Source organism: Streptomyces sp. CA-111067 (assembly GCF_050956065.1).
Classification (GTDB): Bacteria; Actinomycetota; Actinomycetes; order Streptomycetales; family Streptomycetaceae; genus Actinacidiphila.
Genome location: NZ_CP192103.1, coordinates 7,082,919 through 7,097,500, shown reverse-complemented (window position 1 = coordinate 7,097,500; position 14,582 = coordinate 7,082,919). Strand labels below are relative to the sequence as shown.

Below are 14,582 nucleotides of genomic sequence, written 5' to 3'. Positions count from 1 at the left end.
CCCGACGGAGCGCCGGATGAGCTGCTGGATCTGCCGGGTCTCCATCACCCCGTCGGACGCGGAGCGCGACAGCCCCTCCTCGATCCTGGGGATGACGGCGGCGAAGGCCTCATCCTCGATGCCCGATCCCCTGGCATGGATGTTCGGCCCGCCGACGATCTTGCCGGTACTGGAGTCCACCACGATGAAGACCGAGACGATGCCCTCCTCACCGAGGATCCGCCGGTCCTTCAGCGACGACTCGGTGATGTCGCCGACGGAGAGCCCGTCCACGTACACGTAGCCGGCCTGGACCTTGCCGGAGATCTTCGCGTTGCCGCCGATCAGATCGACCGCGACGCCGTCCTCGGCGATGATGCAGCGTTCCTTGGGGATGCCCGTGAGCTGGCCGAGGTCCGCGTTGGCCCGCAGGTGGCGCCATTCGCCGTGGATCGGCATCAGGTGCCGCGGCTTGCAGATGTTGTAGAAGTACAGCAGCTCGCCGGCCGAGGCGTGGCCGGAGACGTGCACCTTGGCGTTGCCCTTGTGCACCACGTTGGCGCCCCACCGGGTCAGGCCGTTGATCACGCGGTAGACCGCGTTCTCGTTGCCCGGGATCAGCGAGGAGGCGAGGATGACGGTGTCGCCCTCGACGATGCGGATCTGGTGGTCCCTGTTGGCCATCCGGGACAGCGCGGCCATGGGTTCGCCCTGGGAGCCGGTGCAGACCAGCACGACCTGCTCGTCCGGCAGGTCGTCGAGCACCTTGACGTCCACCACGAGGCCGGGCGGCACCTTCAGGTAGCCCAGGTCACGGGCGATGCCCATGTTCCTGACCATGGAGCGGCCGACGAAGGCCACCTTGCGGCGGCGCTCGTGGGCGGCGTCCAGTACCTGCTGGATGCGGTGCACGTGGCTGGCGAAGCTGGCCACGATGATCCGCTTGTCGGCCTTGGCGAAGGTCTGCCGCAGCACCTGGGAGATGTCGCGCTCCGGTGCCACGAAGCCGGGTACCTCGGCGTTGGTGGAGTCGGCGAGCAGCAGGTCGATGCCCTCCTCGCCGAGCCGGGCGAACGTCGGCAGGTCGGTGAGCCGGCCGTCCAGCGGAAGCTGGTCCATCTTGAAGTCGCCGGTGACGACGACCATGCCGGCCGGGGTGCGGATGGCGACGGCCAGCGCGTCCGGGATCGAGTGGTTGACCGCGATGAACTCGCAGTCGAACGGGCCGATACGTTCCCGGTCGCCCTCCCTGACCTCCAGGGCGTACGGCCGGATCCGGTGCTCCTGGAGCTTGGCCTCGATCAGGGCAAGGGTCAGCTTGGAGCCGATCAGCGGGATGTCGTCCTTCTCCCGGAGGAGGAAGGGGACGGCGCCGATGTGGTCCTCGTGGCCGTGGGTGAGGATGACGCCGACGATGTCGTCCAGCCGGTCCCTGATGGAGCTGAAGTCCGGCAGGATCAGGTCGACGCCGGGCTGCTCCTCTTCCGGGAAGAGGACGCCGCAGTCGACGATCAGCAGTTTCCCGCCGAATTCGAAGACGGTCATGTTGCGGCCGATTTCACCGAGGCCGCCGAGCGGTGTGATGCGCAGGCCGCCGTCGGGCAGGGACCGCGGCAGGCCGAGTTCGGGGTGCGGATGGCTCAAAAGTTTCTCCCTACCGCGCGCGCCGACGAGCCCCTGTGGGCCGTGGCGCGCGCGTCATCGTTCGTTCGTCTCTGCGTACATAGGTATGAGTGGCAGGTGGCATATGCGTCATGCCAGGTGCCATGTGCTGCGTTTCGTGCTTCGTGCGGTATTCAGTTGTGAAGTCTGTGTTTGCTCACAGGTGTACCCCGCCTGCGGCGAGATCCTTCCTGAGCCGTTCGGTCGCGTCGGCGTCCAGCTCCACCAGGGGGAGCCGCAGCGGTCCTGCCGGCAGCCCGCGCAGCGCCAGGGCGGTCTTGGTGGTGATGACGCCCTGGGCGCGGAACATGCCGGTGAAGACCGGCAGCAGCCGCTGGTGGATGTCGGCGGCCCCCGCCACGTCGCCGGCGGTGAACGCGTCCAGCATGGCGCGCAGCTCGGCGGTGACGAGGTGGCCGACGACGGAGACGAAGCCGGCGGCGCCGATGGACAGCAGCGGCAGGTTCAGCATGTCGTCGCCCGAGTACCAGGCCAGGCCGCTGCGTCCGATCGCCCAGCTCGCGGCGCCGAGGTCGCCCTTGGCGTCCTTGTTGGCCACGATACGGGGGTGCTCGCCCAGCCGGACCAGGGTCTCGGTGTCGATGGCGACCCCGCTGCGGCCGGGGATGTCGTACAGCATGACGGGCAGGTCGGTGGCGTCGGCGATGGCGGTGAAGTGCCGGTACAGGCCCTCCTGCGGGGGCTTGCTGTAGTACGGCGTCACCGTGAGCAGGCCGTGGGCGCCGCTGCGCTCTGCCTGGCGGGCCAGTTCGACGCTGTGCCGGGTGTCGTTGGTGCCCACGCCGGCGACGACGAAGGCACGCTCCCCGACGGCCTCGAGCACGGCCCGTACCAGCTGGTCCTTCTCGGCGTCACTGGTGGTGGGCGACTCTCCGGTGGTGCCGTTGACGACCAGGCCGTCGTTTCCCTCGTCCACGAGGTGCGCGGCGAGCCGCTGCGCACCGTCGAGGTCGAGACCGCCGTCCGCGGTGAACGGTGTGACCATTGCGGTCAGGACCCGCCCGAAGGGGGCCTTGGGGGTGGAGGTCGGAGCCATGGGTCCCACGCTACTCGGTAAGGGTACGGGCATGCAGCCTCGGACCTGCGCAAAGGACTCCGGCACTGCCTGCTCGGGGGTTCAAGCAGCGCCGGAGTCCGTTTCAGCAGCCTAGATGAACTTCGCGAATGCCTGCAATCCGAACACTTCGGACATTTCCAGCGGTCGCGCCGCGGCCGCAACGGGGTTATGGCGCGACACGCCCGTTGGTGTTGAACGCGGCATGCGTGAGCGGCATCAGCTCCGCCCAGACCGCCTCCATCCCCTCCCCCACCATCTCGATCTCCCGCTGCGGGAACGACGGCACCCGGGCCATCTCGTGCTGGGTGCGCAGCCCGAGGAAATGCATCAGCGACCGCGCGTTGCAGGTCGCGTACATCGACGAGAACAACCCGACCGGCAGCGTCGCCCGCGCCACTTCCCGGGCCACCCCCGCCGCGAGCATCTCCTGATACGCGGCATACGACTGCTCGTAGGACTCCTCCATCGCCCGCACCGCGCTCTTGTGCTGCTCATCCGACCCGTGCACGAACTCGTACTTCCCCGGCCGCCCCTGCTGCACCAGCTTGCGATCCGGCCCGGGCACGTAGAACACCGGTTGCAGCTCCCGGTACCTCCCGGACTCCTCGTTGTAGGACCAGCCGACCCTGTGGCGCATGAACTCGCGGAAGACGAAGATCGGGGCGTTGATGAAGAACGTCATCGAGTTGTGCTCGAAGGGGCTGCCGTGGCGGTCGCGCATCAGGTAGTTGATCAGGCCCTTGGAGCGTTCGGGGTCCTTGGTCAGCTCTTCGAGTGAGCCCTCGCCGGCTGTTGACACCCGGGCCGCCCACAGCACGTCGGAGTCCGAGGCGCTGTGCTTGACGAGTTCGACGGTGACGTCGTCGCGGAACCTGGCGGTGGCCGGGGCTTCGGTGGACTGGTCGTTCGACACCGGAGGTCCTTCCTGTGGGCGGCAGTGCGGTGCAAGCGTATGTGGTGGGTCGGACAGTCCAGCTCCGCCGATCGGTCGCCCGAGGTGGCCCTCGCTGCGCCGGGCGGCTAGCCTCACCCGTCAGAGACAACCCCACCTGTCCCGCCGGAAACCCGGAACCCCGGAAACCCGAAGAGGAACCTCCGCGTGTCCCTGCCCTACCGCTCCATGACCGCTGTTTCGGATGAGTTCGAGGGCGCCCGCCCGCTGCCGTACGCCGCGCAGGACCGCTGGATGCGGCCGTACCGCCCCGGGCCGTGGCGGGTCGCCGTCGCCGCGCTGCTGCTGGTGCTGGCCTCGTATCTGCTGTTCGCCGCGCTGATCATGGTGGCGGCCGGCGGGGTGCAGGGGGCAGGGGTGTGCCTGGCGGTGGCCCTGCTGGTGATCGTGGGCACGCTGCGGCTGCTGCGGGTCGGGGTGTGGGTGAGCGGCAAGGGGCTGCGGCAGACGGGCTACTTCAGCACCGTCACCATCCCCTGGCGGCAGGTCACTTCGGTGCGCACCGCGCAGCAGCCGGTGCGGGTGCTGGGGCTGCCGCGCAGCGTGCAGGGGCAGGCGCTGCTGATCTCCCGGCGTGGCGGCGGTTCGCTGCGGGTGCTGATGACCGATCACAACGCGGACTTCCTGGGCCGGGTCGAGGCGTTCGACATGGCGGCCGACGCGATCGAGGGCTGGGCCGCCGAACTGCGCTGAACGGTACGGCCGCGAGGCCCCCGCCGATGCCCGGGGTACGGCTGACCCGCCCGGCCGTACACCCGCAGCCCAGGATCACCCGTTCGGCGGTATCGGCCCGGGTGTCACGGCCGTGCGCGGCTCGGCTGCCGCCGGCGGGGTCTTGCCGTCGTGCAGGGCGATGGCGTGCTGCATGGCCTTGCGGGCCCGCGGGGTGTCGCGGGCGTCGAAGTACGCCACCGCGAGCCGGAACCAGTTGCGCCAGTCATCCGGCGCGGCCTCGGTCTCGGCCTGCCGCTTGACGAACACGGCGTCGGCGGAGTCACGGTCGATCCGGCCGCTCGGGGTGCGCAGCAGTTCGTCGGGCGGCAGCCCGCCCTCGGCCTCCAGTTCGCGGCCGAGCCGGCCGGCGTGCCGGGCGAACTGCGTGGTGTGCCACAGGAACCAGGCGCCGATCAGCGGCAGCACCAGGACGGCGATCCCGAACGCGACGGTGACCGGCCGGCCGTCGGCGATCAGCAGCACCCCGCGGTCGCCGACCAGCACGAAGTAGAAGACCAGTACCACCGCGGAGACGGTGTAGCTGACTTTGGCGCGCATGGCCGTCAGCCCTCGTCCGGCCGGGAGTCGGGCGCACCGGGCCCGTCCGCCCGCGCTCCGCCCGCCCGTTCGTCGTCGAACAGGAAGTTCTCCAGGCCGAAGGTGAGCCCGGGCACGCCGGGCACCTTGCGGGTGGCGAGCAGGATGCCCGGCATGAAGCTGCTGTGGTGCAGCGAGTCGTGCCGGATGGTGAGTGTCTCGCCGGTGCCGCCGAACAGCACCTCCTGGTGCGCGAGCAGGCCCCGCAGCCGTACCGAGTGCACCGGCACCCCGTCCACGTCCGCGCCCCGGGCCCCGTCGAGCCCGTGGGTGGTCGGGTCGTGCTGCGGGTCGCGGCCGGCCTCGGTGCGGGCGGCGGCGATCAACTGGGCGGTACGGGTGGCGGTGCCGCTGGGCGCGTCGGCCTTGTTGTCGTGGTGCAGTTCGATCACCTCGACGCTCTCGAACCACCTGGCCGCCTGCTGGGCGAACCGCATGGTCAGCACCGCGCCGATCGAGAAGTTCGGCGCGATCAGCACCCCTGTGCCGGGCGCGGCGGCCAGCCACCCTTCCAGGGTGCTCAGCCGTTCCGGTGTCCACCCGGTGGTGGCGACCACCGCGTGGATGCCGTGCCCGACGCAGAACTCCAGGTTGCCCATGACGGCGTCCGGGTGCGTCAGCTCCACGGCGACCTGCGCGCCGCTCTCGGTCAGGGCCTCAAGACGGTCGTCGCGGTCGATCGCGGCGACCAGTTCGAGGTCGTCGGCCGCCTCGACGGTCCTGGCCGCCTCGGAGCCGATCCGGCCCTTGGCGCCGATGACGGCCACACGGAGCTTGCTCATCGTTTCTACGGTCCTCCGAGTCGGGGTCGCGGCGATCGGGATGATCGAGGTGACGGTATCGCGCGCGGGTGACAGCGGCCTCGTACACGGGCTGCGGCGGTCAGGCCACCGCCTCGTGCAGCCTGGCCGCCTGCTTGTCCTTCAGCGGGCCGATGACGGCCAGCGACGGGCGCTGCCCCAGCACCGCGCCGGCCACCTCGCGCACGTCGTCCTGGCTGACGGCGGCGATCCTGGCCAGCAGGTCGTCCACCGACAGCTGCTCGCCCCAGCACAGCTCGCTCTTGCCGATCCGGTTCATCAGCGCGCCGGTGTCCTCAAGGCCGAGCACCGTGGAGCCGGACAGCTGGCCGATGGCGCGCCGCAGTTCCTCGTCGGTCAGGCCGTGCTCGGCGACCTGCGCCAGCTCGTCCCGGCAGATCTTCAGCACCTCGGGCACCCGGCTGGGCTGGCAGCCGGCGTAGACGCCGAACATGCCGCAGTCGGCGAACGAGGAGGTGTAGGCGTACACCGAGTAGGCGAGGCCGCGCTTCTCGCGGACCTCCTGGAACAGCCGGGAGCTCATCCCGCCGCCCAGCGCCGTGGTGAGCACGCTCAGCGCCCAGCGGCGCTCGTCGTTGCGGGACAGGCCGGGCATACCCAGCACCAAGTGCGCCTGCTCGGTGCGCCGGTCGAGCAGTTCGACCCGGCCGGCGGCGCGGATCGTCCTGGCGCCGTCGCGTGGCTGCTGCGGCACCGCGTCGGGGTCGCGCAGCGCGCCGGCCCGCTCGAAGGCGCGCCGCACCTGGCGGACGACGGTGGCGTGGTCGATGTTGCCGGCCGCGGCCACCACCAGCCGGGTGGGGTCGTAGTGCCTGCGGTAGAAGCGCGCGATCTGCTCGCGGGTGAGCGCGTTGACGGTGTCCACGGTGCCGAGTACCGGCCGGCCCAGCGGGGTGTCGCCGAGCAGCGCGGTGGTGAACAGGTCGTGCACCTGGTCGCCGGGGTCGTCCTCGGTCATCGCGATCTCTTCGAGGACGACGCCGCGCTCGGCGTCGATGTCCTCCTGGCGGATGAGGGACCCGGTGAGCATGTCGCTGACCACGTCGATGGCCAGCGGCAGGTCGGTGTCGAGCACCCGCGCGTAGTAGCAGGTGTACTCCTTGGCGGTGAACGCGTTCATCTCGCCGCCGACCGCGTCCACGGCCGCGGAGATGTCCAGCGCGCTGCGCCGCTGCGTGCCCTTGAAGAGCAGGTGCTCGAGGTAGTGGGTGGCGCCGTTGAGCACCGGGGTCTCGTCCCGGGAGCCGACACCGGCCCAGATGCCGAACGTGGCGGACCGCACGGTGGGCAGCGTCTCGGTGACGACCCGCAGGCCGCCGGGCAGCACGCTGCGCCGTACGGTGCCGATGCCGTCGGTGCCGGGCAGCAGGGTCCGCGTGCGGACGGCCCGCCCCTTGGTGGAGGGGCGGGCCGTCACTGCGGTGGAGCGGGTCGTCACTTGGCCGACTCGTCCTTCGCGTCCTCGTTCTCTTCGCCCTCGATGACCGGGATCAGCGAGAGCTTGCCGCGCTGGTCGATCTCGGCGATCTCGACCTGCACCTTGGCGCCGACCGCGACGACGTCCTCGACGTTCTCGACCCGCTTGCCGCCGGCGAGCTTGCGGATCTGCGAGATGTGCAGCAGTCCGTCCTTGCCGGGCATCAGCGAGACGAAGGCGCCGAAGGTGGTGGTCTTCACGACCGTACCCAGGTAGCGCTCGCCGACCTCGGGCATGGTCGGGTTGGCGATCTGGTTGATCACCGCGCGGGCCGCCTCGGCCTGGGAGCCCTCGGTGGCGCCGATCAGCACCGTGCCGTCGTCCTCGATGGAGATGTCGGCGCCGGTGTCCTCCTGGATCTGGTTGATCATCTTGCCCTTGGGGCCGATGACCTCGCCGATCTTGTCCACCGGGATCTTGATGCTGATGATCCGCGGGGCGTTGGGGGACATCTCGTCCGGGACGTCGATGGCCTCGTTCATCACGTCGAGGATGTGGAGGCGGGCGTCACGGGCCTGCTTCAGCGCGGCGGCCAGCACGGAGGCGGGGATGCCGTCGAGCTTGGTGTCGAGCTGCAGCGCGGTCACGAAGTTCTTCGTGCCGGCCACCTTGAAGTCCATGTCGCCGAACGCGTCCTCGGCGCCGAGGATGTCGGTGAGCGCCACGTAGTGCGTCTCGCCGTCGATCTCCTGCGAGATCAGGCCCATGGCGATACCGGCGACGGGGGCCTTGAGCGGCACACCGGCGTTCAGCAGCGACATGGTGGAGGCGCAGACCGAGCCCATCGACGTGGAGCCGTTGGAGCCGAGCGCCTCGGAGACCTGGCGGATCGCGTAGGGGAACTCCTCGCGGGTCGGCAGGACCGGGATCAGGGCCCGCTCGGCGAGCGCGCCGTGGCCGATCTCGCGGCGCTTGGGCGAACCCACCCGGCCGGTCTCGCCGACCGAGTACGGCGGGAAGTTGTAGTTGTGCATGTAGCGCTTGCGGGTCTCGGGCGCCAGGGTGTCGAGCTGCTGCTCCATGCGGAGCATGTTCAGGGTGGTGACGCCCAGGATCTGCGTCTCGCCCCGCTCGAACAGCGCGGAGCCGTGCACCCGCGGGATCGCCTCGACCTCGGCGGCCAGCGTACGGATGTCCGTGACGCCGCGGCCGTCGATGCGCACCTTGTCCTTGATCACGCGCTGCCTGACCAGCTTCTTGGTCAGCGAGCGGTAGGCCGCGGAGATCTCCTTCTCGCGGCCCTCGAACTTCGGCAGCAGCTTCTCGGCGGCCAGCGCCTTGACCCGGTCCAGCTCGGTCTCGCGGGCCTGCTTGCCGGGGATGGTCAGCGCCTGGGCCAGCTCGCCGGTGACCGACGACTCCAGGGCCTCGAACACGTCCTCCTGGTAGTCCAGGAAGATCGGGAACTCGCCGGTGGGCTTGGCGGCCTTGGCCGCGAGCTCCGACTGCGCCTTGCAGAGGGTCTTGATGAACGGCTTGGCGGCCTCCAGGCCGGCCGCGACGATCTCCTCGGTCGGCGCCTCGGCGCCGTTCTCGACGAGCTGGATCGTCTTGGCGGTGGCCTCGGCCTCGACCATCATGATCGCGACGTCGCCGTCGTCGAGCGCGCGGCCCGCGACGACCATGTCGAAGACGGCGTCCTCGAGCTCGCTGTGCGACGGGAACGCCACCCACTGGCCCTTGATCAGCGCGACGCGGACACCGCCGATCGGACCGGAGAAGGGCAGGCCGGCCAGCTGCGTGGAGCAGGACGCGGCGTTGATCGCGATCACGTCGTACAGGTGGTCGGGGTTGAGCGCCATGACCGTGCAGACGACCTGGATCTCGTTGCGCAGGCCCTTGACGAAGGACGGGCGCAGCGGGCGGTCGATCAGCCGGCAGGTGAGGATGGCGTCCTCGGACGGGCGGCCCTCGCGGCGGAAGAAGGAACCGGGGATCCGGCCGGCCGCGTACATGCGCTCCTCGACGTCCACCGTGAGGGGGAAGAAGTCGAAGTGCTCCTTGGGCTGCTTGGAGGCGCTGGTCGCCGACAGCACCATGGTGTCGTCGTCCAGGTAGGCCACGGCCGAGCCGGCGGCCTGACGGGCCAGCCGGCCCGTCTCGAAGCGGATCGTGCGGGTGCCGAAGGTACCGTTGTCGATCACGGCTTCGGCGTAGTGGGTCTCGTTCTCCACTATGGGAATTCTCCTCGTCTTCGCCCGCAGGGCGTCTCCCTGGCGGGCCATCGGTGGAGCAGCGTCCTGCCGTCGGGCCGGTCTTCGATCGAAGCCGCCGGGGGCTGGTGCCTCCCGGGGGCCACTACCGAGGACCGGCGTATGCGGCGGTATTCAGGAGGACGCTCCTCCTCATACTCATACTTTGCGCTTGTTCGTCGTGTCCTGCTGGTCTTGCCACGCAATCGTCGTGCTCTGCTTGTCCTGCCACGCGATTACGGCAAAGGGAGCGGCCCCGTCGAACGGGCACCGCTCCCCCTCACAGCGTCTTAGCGGACGCCCGCCGCACCGGCACGGATGCCGAGGCGCTCGCGCAGCTCACGGAAGCGCGTGATGTCCTTCTTGGCCAGGTACTGGAGCAGCCGGCGGCGCTGGCCGACCAGGATCAGCAGGCCACGACGCGAGTGGTGGTCGTGCTTGTGCAGCTTGAGGTGCTCGGTCAGGTCCGAGATCCGGCGGGACAGCAGCGCGACCTGCACCTCGGGGGAGCCGGTGTCGCCCTCCTTGGTGCCGAACTCTGCGATGATCTGCTTCTTCGTCTCGACGTCGAGCGACATACGGACTCCTGTGGGTGTCATCGGCCTCCGAGCGCCCCCGGTCTACATCGCGGGGAAATCTCAGGTGACTCGCGAGGCTCTGCCACGCGGCGAGTACACACGCGTGACCGTCACCCAGAGTACCAGCCCGTGGCGACGTGCTTACCCGCGGGTCATATCGGGTAGAGGGCGCGCCTGAGGGCAGGCTGCCAAGGGGGAGGCGGGTCTGACATCGAGCGGCTACCGGCGATTAGTCTTGCCCTGACGGGGAGGGGGCTGCCATGCGGTGTACGGGTGCGCGTACGAGTACAAGTACGGGTACGGGCGCATCGGGCGGTTTCCGCGACGACCGCCGCGGTGGAACGGCCCTCGCGGGCCCGGGAGCGCCACGGCGTTGCGTGAGAGCAGCAGACCAGGAGGCATTGTGAGCAGCGATCGGGACGACAGCCGCGTGGGCGGGGCCGCCCCTGTCGAGGACCAGGCCGATGTGGACTACACCGGCGAGTTCGTTCTCGGGCCGTCGCCGGCTGCCTGGTACATGCAGAATGCCGGGGGCGGCGGGGGTGGCGGCGGACAGGGTGACGAGTCGGCCGCGGCGGAGGAGGAAGCGGATTCCGGGTCGGCCGGGGCCGCTGGGTCCACCGGGCTCAGTTCTGCGGACGGCGCCGGTGACGAGGCCCCGGCCGCGGCCGGGCTGAGCGAGGACCGGTGGCGGGCTTCCGGGTCGGCCGGGGCCGCTGGATCAGCCGGGACGGCTGGATCGGCGCCCGCGAGCGGATCGCCGGTCGCCACGCCGTCCGAGACGCCCTCGTGGTCGGCGACCGGAGTGCCGTCGATCCCGCTGGCCGCACCTGCCGCCGGGCCGGGCCCGGTGGCCGGGCGCGAAGAGGCGCGGGACCAGGACCGGGTACGGGAGCCGGTACGCGAACCGGTGGCGGACCGCGGTTCTGCCGCTGCCCAGTCGTGGTCGGCCGCTTCGGTGCCGTCGATTCCGGAGCCGAGGGATTCGGCGCCGTCGGACGCGGTGCCGTCGGGTGGGTCGAGCGGGTCCGGCGGATCGGGTGCCGGTCCGTCGGGAGGGTCTCCTGCCGGGTCGTCCGGTGGGTCGTCGTCCCAGGAGTCGGCGGGCGAGCCCGCGGGCGCGCTGCGGAGCGAGTCCACCGTGCGGTTCTCCGCGTCGGCGCTGCGGCGTGACGTCGAGGAGCGCGAGGAGCGGGCGGCCCGCGAGGTGCGCGAGGCACGGGAGGCGCGCGAGCAGCGGGCCCGGGAGGCGGCGGAGAGGACGGCGGCCAGGGAGTCGGCGGACGCGAAGCCGTCCGCTCGCGAGCCCTCGGACGCGCGTCCGTCAGATGCGCGGCCTTCAGATGCGCGGCCTTCCGACTCCGGGCCTTCTGACGCCCGCCCCTCGGACGCCAGGCCGGCTCCGGCCGACGCCGAGCCGTCCGACGCGAAGCCCGCCGCCGCGGAGCCCGAGCCGGAGGACGCCAAGCCGGTCAAGCGCGCTCCGGTCTGGACGCCGCTGCCGCAGGCCGGCGGGGACGCGCAGCCGTGGTCGCCCGCTGCGCCACGCAGCGCTGTGCCGCCGCTGCCGCCGCACTTCGAGCGGGCCGAACCGTCACGTGACAGCTCGCCGGCGTTCCCGCCGGCCGCGTCCGCGCCGCAGAACCCGCCGCAGGCGCCGGGGCAGGGCCACGCCTTCCCGCCGCCCAGCGGCGAACCCGTGATGCCCGCCAACGCGCCGCTCAACTTCCCGCCGCCAACCGGGAACCCGGTGGCCCCGGGGCCGTACGCTCCCCCGGCGCCGAACGTCCCGAACGCGCCGGACCCGTCGAACGCACCGAGCGCAGGCCCGTACGACCCGCCGCGCCCCGACGCGGCCCAGGCACCGCAAGCACCCCAGGCACCGCAGCAGGACCGGCAGTTGCCCCAGGGCAGCGGCTATGGCGCCGCGCAGCCGGCGGGGCCGGGCTACGGCTTCCCGCAACCGGGCGCGGCCACCGCGGGTCCGCCCGCCCCGCCGTCGGGCTACGGCACCCCGCAGCAACCGCCCGCGCCCGAAGCACCGCAGGGCGGGTACGGCTTCCCGCAGCCCGGCGCGGCGAACGCGGGACCGCCCGCGCCCCCGTCCGGCTACGGCACCCCGCAGCAAGCGCCCGCCCCGGAGGCCGGGCAGGGGGGTTACGGCTTCCCGCAGCCCGGCGCCGCCGACGCCGGCCCGCCCGCTCCCTCGACGCACGACGCCCCGCAGCCGGGCCAGGGTTTCCCGCAGGCCGGAGCACCGTACGGGCAGGGTCCGGTGCCGACCGGACTGCCGCACGGCGGTCCTGACCAGCAAGGACAGCAGGGCCAGCAGCCCGACGCGGGCGGCTACGGCTTTCCGCGGCCGGGCCAGAATCTGCCCGCCACCGTACGGCCGGACCAGGGGCAGCAGCCCGCCGATCAGCCGCAGAGCGCGGCGCCGGGTGCGCCGCACGCACCCGGTGTCGTACCGCCGGGCGGGCTGCCGCAGGAAGGCGCGGGGCAGCACGGCGGGTACGGCTTCCCGCAGCCGGGCCGGCCGCACCCGGGCGGTCCTGAGGCAGAGCAGGCCGGGCCGTTGCAGCCGCTGCCTGCCCAGGGCGGCTACGGCTTCCCGCAGCCGGGGCAGAACCTGCCGGCCACCACGGGCCACGACCAGGGGCAGCCGGCCGCCGACCCGCGGCAGGCCGCCACGCCGGTGGACCCGCGGATGGGCGGCTGGCCCACCGTGACGCCGGACCAGCGGCACCGGACGCAGGGCGGCGCGCCGCTCGGCTACACCGCCGCGGTGGAGCTGTCGTCCGACCGGCTGCTGCGCAACCAGCCCAAGCCGAAGAAGCCGGGCGCCAACGCGCAGCCCTCGCGGTTCCGGATCGGCGGCAAGAAGGAGGAGGCGGAGCGGCAGCGCAAGCTGGAGCTGATCCGCACCCCCGTGCTGACCTGCTACCGGATCGCGGTGATCAGCCTCAAGGGCGGCGTCGGCAAGACGACCACGACCACCGCGCTCGGCTCGACGCTCGCGTCGGAGCGGCAGGACAAGATCCTGGCGATCGACGCCAACCCGGACGCCGGCACGCTGGGCCGCCGGGTGCGCCGGGAGACCGGGGCGACGATCCGCGACCTGGTGCAGGCGATCCCGTACCTCAGCAGCTACATGGACATCCGGCGGTTCACCTCGCAGGCCCCCTCGGGCCTTGAGATCATCGCCAACGACGTGGACCCGGCGGTCTCGACGGCGTTCAACGACGAGGACTACCGGCGGGCGATCGACGTCCTGGGCCGGCAGTACCCGGTGATCCTCACCGACTCCGGCACCGGTCTGCTCTACAGCGCGATGCGCGGTGTGCTGGACCTGGCCGATCAGCTGATCATCGTCTCCACACCGTCCGTCGACGGCGCGTCGAGTGCCAGTACGACGCTGGACTGGCTGTCGGCGCACGGCTACGCGGAGCTGGTGCAGCGCAGCATCACGGTGATCTCCGGGGTCCGCGAGACCGGCAAGATGATCAAGGTGGACGACATCGTCGCGCACTTCAGGACCCGCTGCCGCGGGGTGCAGGTGGTGCCGTTCGACGAGCACCTGGCGGCGGGCGCCGAGGTGGACCTCGACATGATGCGGCCGAAGACCCGGGAGGCGTATTTCAACCTGTCGGCGATGGTCGCGGAGGACTTCGTACGGGCGCAGCAGGCGCAGGGCCTGTGGACGTCGGACGGCAGCAGCCCGCCGCCGCACCAGGCGCCGCCGATGCCGGGGCAGTTCGCCGGCCCCGGCCCCGCACAGGCGCCCGGTCCTTACGGCGGCGCGCCGACCGGCCCGCCGCAGGCGCCGGGCGGCTACCCGGCGCCGGGGCAGCCAGGACAGCCTTGGCAGGGCGGTCCGCCGGAAGGGCAGCCGGGCCAGCCGGGACAGCAGTGGCAGGGCGCACCTGGCGGTCAGGACGCCGGCCAGGGTGCCGGCCAGGGCGCGGTGCAGCCGTGGCAGGGGCAGCCTGGTGCGCCCGAGGCGCAGCCGGGGCAGCCCTGGCAGGGCGGTCCGCCGGAAGGGCAGCCGGGACAGCAGTGGGGTGGGCCGCCGGCGGCTCAGCCAGGTCAGCCGTGGCAGCCGGGGCAGGTCCCGGCGGCCGGGCCGTACGGGGCGCCGCCGCAGGCGCCGCAGCCGTATCCGCAGGGGCAACCGCCGCAGGGCGGGCAGCCGTTCCAGCCGCAGTCGCCGCAGCCCCACGCCCCGCAACCGCAGCAGGGCTGGCCGCAGCCCGAGCAGCAGGACGGGCAGCAGCAGCCGGAGCAGCAGGGGTACGGCTACCCGCCGCCTCCGCCGCCGCAGCAGTAGGCCGCCCCGGCTGTCTTGGCAGCGGGCGGGTGAGCCAGCGGGCCGCCGTCGTGGATCGTTCACGGCGGCGGCCCGCTGACGTGGTGGCGCTTGTCGTACCACGCGGGTTGTATGCCAAGTCCGCCCCGGGGTTTAGCCCGAGGTGCCCGGAATCAACCCGTGGGTTGTGGTGGCGGCGGGGTGCGGGATCGGACGATGGAGTCAT

The 14,582-nt window shown here is 71.9% G+C and carries 10 protein-coding genes and 2 pseudogenes (1 of these 12 only partly in view); 3 read left to right on the top strand and 9 right to left on the bottom strand.

Annotated elements, in window-relative coordinates; all coding sequences use genetic code 11:
• From ACQPW6_RS31615 to thyX, 3 genes are all read right to left on the bottom strand, one after another.
• Nucleotides 1-1,623 carry the 5' portion of a ribonuclease J gene (locus ACQPW6_RS31615; protein WP_433893123.1) on the bottom strand. The gene continues 63 nt to the left of window position 1, outside the view, so only the first 1,623 of its 1,686 coding nucleotides appear in the window; it begins with the start codon at nt 1,621-1,623; its stop codon lies beyond the left edge, outside the window.
• Nucleotides 1,624-1,798: 175 nt separating this feature from the next.
• Nucleotides 1,799-2,698 (bottom strand): 4-hydroxy-tetrahydrodipicolinate synthase, encoded by a 900-nt coding sequence (dapA, locus tag ACQPW6_RS31610; RefSeq protein ID WP_433893122.1) that lies wholly within the window; start codon nt 2,696-2,698, stop codon nt 1,799-1,801.
• Between the two features lie 187 nt (nt 2,699-2,885).
• On the bottom strand, nt 2,886-3,632 hold the full coding sequence (gene thyX / locus ACQPW6_RS31605; protein WP_433893121.1) for an FAD-dependent thymidylate synthase: 747 nt from the start codon (nt 3,630-3,632) through the stop codon (nt 2,886-2,888).
• Between the two features lie 186 nt (nt 3,633-3,818).
• On the opposite strand from thyX, the gene ACQPW6_RS31600 reads away from it, so the two are divergent.
• Nucleotides 3,819-4,364, top strand: a complete 546-nt coding sequence (locus ACQPW6_RS31600) for a hypothetical protein (RefSeq protein ID WP_433893120.1) — start codon at nt 3,819-3,821, stop codon at nt 4,362-4,364.
• Between the two features lie 75 nt (nt 4,365-4,439).
• Here the strand turns inward: ACQPW6_RS31600 and ACQPW6_RS31595 are convergent, their stop codons facing one another.
• From ACQPW6_RS31595 to rpsO, 5 genes and pseudogenes are all read right to left on the bottom strand, one after another.
• Nucleotides 4,440-4,943 (bottom strand): hypothetical protein, encoded by a 504-nt coding sequence (locus ACQPW6_RS31595; protein WP_433893119.1) that lies wholly within the window; start codon nt 4,941-4,943, stop codon nt 4,440-4,442.
• A gap of 80 nt (nt 4,944-5,023) precedes the next feature.
• Nucleotides 5,024-5,764, bottom strand: a pseudogene (dapB, locus tag ACQPW6_RS31590) (4-hydroxy-tetrahydrodipicolinate reductase); the annotation flags it as partial.
• Between the two features lie 100 nt (nt 5,765-5,864).
• A complete protein-coding gene (locus ACQPW6_RS31585; RefSeq protein WP_433893118.1) occupies nt 5,865-7,241 on the bottom strand; it encodes a M16 family metallopeptidase in 1,377 nt (458 codons plus the stop codon).
• On the bottom strand, nt 7,238-9,454 hold the full coding sequence (locus ACQPW6_RS31580) for a polyribonucleotide nucleotidyltransferase (protein WP_433893117.1): 2,217 nt from the start codon (nt 9,452-9,454) through the stop codon (nt 7,238-7,240). Before ACQPW6_RS31580 ends, ACQPW6_RS31585 begins: the two co-directional genes overlap by 4 nt.
• Before the next feature lie 308 nt (nt 9,455-9,762).
• The gene (rpsO, locus tag ACQPW6_RS31575) at nt 9,763-10,050 is read right to left on the bottom strand and encodes a 30S ribosomal protein S15 (protein WP_405588653.1); all 288 of its coding nucleotides are present in this window, start codon (nt 10,048-10,050) and stop codon (nt 9,763-9,765) included.
• A gap of 265 nt (nt 10,051-10,315) precedes the next feature.
• On the opposite strand from rpsO, the pseudogene ACQPW6_RS31570 reads away from it, so the two are divergent.
• Nucleotides 10,316-10,522, top strand: a pseudogene (locus tag ACQPW6_RS31570) (hypothetical protein); the annotation flags it as partial.
• On the opposite strand, the gene ACQPW6_RS31565 reads toward ACQPW6_RS31570, so the two are convergent.
• Nucleotides 10,522-11,190 (bottom strand): hypothetical protein, encoded by a 669-nt coding sequence (locus ACQPW6_RS31565; RefSeq protein WP_433894807.1) that lies wholly within the window; start codon nt 11,188-11,190, stop codon nt 10,522-10,524. The pseudogene ACQPW6_RS31570 and the gene ACQPW6_RS31565 overlap by 1 nt on opposite strands.
• Nucleotide 11,191: 1 nt before the next feature.
• Between ACQPW6_RS31565 and ACQPW6_RS31560 the strand changes: the two genes are divergently transcribed.
• Complete coding sequence (locus ACQPW6_RS31560) at nt 11,192-14,377, top strand: AAA family ATPase (protein ID WP_433894716.1); 3,186 nt, start codon at nt 11,192-11,194, stop codon at nt 14,375-14,377.
• Nucleotides 14,378-14,582 lie beyond the last annotated feature (205 nt).

Excerpts from the sequence above, each read along its gene's own strand:
- ACQPW6_RS31595 (WP_433893119.1), bottom strand. The coding sequence starts at position 4,943 with ATGCGCGCCAAAGTCAGCTACACCGTCTCCGCGGTGGTACTGGTCTTC.
- rpsO (WP_405588653.1), bottom strand. The coding sequence starts at position 10,050 with ATGTCGCTCGACGTCGAGACGAAGAAGCAGATCATCGCAGAGTTCGGC.
- dapA (WP_433893122.1), bottom strand. The coding sequence starts at position 2,698 with ATGGCTCCGACCTCCACCCCCAAGGCCCCCTTCGGGCGGGTCCTGACC.